This is a genomic window from Variovorax sp. P4_D9, from assembly GCF_056401695.1.
Genome location: NZ_JBFUIU010001297.1, coordinates 1 through 1,776, shown reverse-complemented (window position 1 = coordinate 1,776; position 1,776 = coordinate 1). Strand labels below are relative to the sequence as shown.

At 63.9% G+C, this 1,776-nt stretch carries 3 protein-coding genes; 2 read left to right on the top strand and 1 reads right to left on the bottom strand.

Going from position 1 to position 1,776, the window contains the following annotated elements:
- Positions 1-41: 41 nt before the first annotated feature.
- Positions 42-593 carry an OmpA/MotB family protein gene (locus AC1DY5_RS54165; protein ID WP_478122445.1) on the bottom strand — a complete coding sequence of 184 codons (552 nt, stop codon included), beginning with the start codon at positions 591-593 and terminating at the stop codon, positions 42-44.
- 572 nt (positions 594-1,165) lie between these two features.
- Between AC1DY5_RS54165 and AC1DY5_RS54160 the strand changes: the two genes are divergently transcribed.
- Both AC1DY5_RS54160 and AC1DY5_RS54155 read left to right on the top strand, forming a co-directional pair.
- On the top strand, positions 1,166-1,507 hold the full coding sequence (locus tag AC1DY5_RS54160) for a hypothetical protein (protein ID WP_478122446.1): 342 nt from the start codon (positions 1,166-1,168) through the stop codon (positions 1,505-1,507).
- 5 nt (positions 1,508-1,512) lie between these two features.
- Positions 1,513-1,776: sulfatase-like hydrolase/transferase (locus AC1DY5_RS54155; protein WP_478122444.1), on the top strand; the 264-nt coding region annotated here is incomplete at its 3' end.

The window sequence follows — 1,776 nt, the reverse complement described above, 5'->3', positions numbered from 1 at the left end:
CGGCTTGACGGGCGATCATGTGAGGCCGGTCGACGCCCAGGTCAGGGTCGGTTGGCCGCCGAGATGACGATCACGACGCGACGGTTCTTCGCCTTGCCCTGCGGCGTGGCGTTGCTCGCCACAGGCCGGGCGTCGCCGAAGCCTTGTGCGGAGATCGTCGCCGATGGCACACCCTTCGACGTCAGATAGCGCGCGACGTCGTCCGCGCGCGCGGACGACAGCTCGAGGTTGGAGGGGAAGCGTCGCATGAGTTCCGGCCCGATCGGCTCGTTGTCCGTGAAGCCCTGGACGATGATCTGCTGGCCCGGCAGGTTGGACAGGGTGGGCGCAATCTTCGCAAGGGTCGCTTCACCCTTGGGGCTGAGGCGGTAGCCACCTTCGGGGAACAGGATCTCGTTGACCATCGTCACCTTGAGCTCGTTCTGCATCTGCGTGATCTGTGCCTGGTCGGCGCTCAGTTCGCCCGACAGCTGCGTGTTGAGCGCGGCGTAGCTGTTCGCCTTTTGAACTTCGGTGTTGTAGGTGCCCTTACTCACGCATCCCGTCGCGAGGACGAGCGCGCAAAGAGCGAGGCTGAGCTTGTTGAGTTTCATGGTTGATCCTTGTTACGTTGAAAAACCCTGCGAGACCCTCTTTTTCGCGCACCGCGACAACTTGTACGTGCCAGGGTGCTGTCACCGGCCGGACACCGCGAAGACGTCGAGTCGTGCACCCCCATGACGATGTGCCGAGTCATGATCAGTCGGAAGTCACGCGAAGGGAATCGGGAAGGAGGGCAATCGGACTGCCCGAAAGGGCAGCCCCCGTCCATGTGCCGGAGCGAGACATCGGGGCGCTGCCCTTTGGGGCAAGGCGGTTGCCCGTCGGCCTATTTGCAGCCTCCGCTACGCCTGTCAGGATGGTGCCGCGAAATCGGTCCAACCGGAGATGCGCATGGTCGACAAGGCGCCCAACATCGCGTCATGATCATGGCCGACGACGTCGGCATCTGGAACCTGAGCGCCTATCACCGCGGAATGATGGGCGGTAGCACGCCCAACATTAGACCGCCTCGCCAAGGAAGGCGCGCTGTTCACCGACTACTACGGTCAGCAGTCCTGCACCGCGGGGCGGGCCGCCTTCATCCTGGGCCAGACGCCGTTTCGCACCGGACAAGGACCCGACGATCGCCGAGCTGCTCAAGCCGCTGGGCTACGCCACGGCGCAGATCGGCAAGAACCACCTGGGCGACCGCAACGAATACCTGCCCACGGTGCATGGCTTCGACGAGTTCTACGGCATCCTGTACCRCCTCAAAGCGATGGAGGAGCCCTACGACGGCGAGTACCCGAAGGCGCCCGGCTGTCACGAGCAGTTCGGCCCGCGCAACATCATCGAGTCCTTTGCCACCGATGTCGACGACCCGACCGAGGAGCCCCGCTGGGGGCGGGTCGGCAAGCAGAAGATCATCGATGCCGGACCGCTGCCGCCGCATCCGGGCATGGTTCGGCGGCCAGGTTCAGCATAGAGGATGTGGACGCCGAACCGGTGCGGCGTTCGCTCGACTTCATCGACCGCTCGGTGAAGGCCGACAAGCCCTTCTTCCTGACGCGCTGCCATGTCTGGACGCATCTGTCGGAGAAATGGAAGGATAAGAGCGGCTTCGGCCTGTACGCCGACGCAATGATGGAGCTCGACTGGGTGGTCGGCGAAATCCTGCAGAAGCTCGACGACGAGGGCATCGCGGACAACACCATCGTGATGTTCACCAGCGACAACGGCGCGGAGATCTTCAGC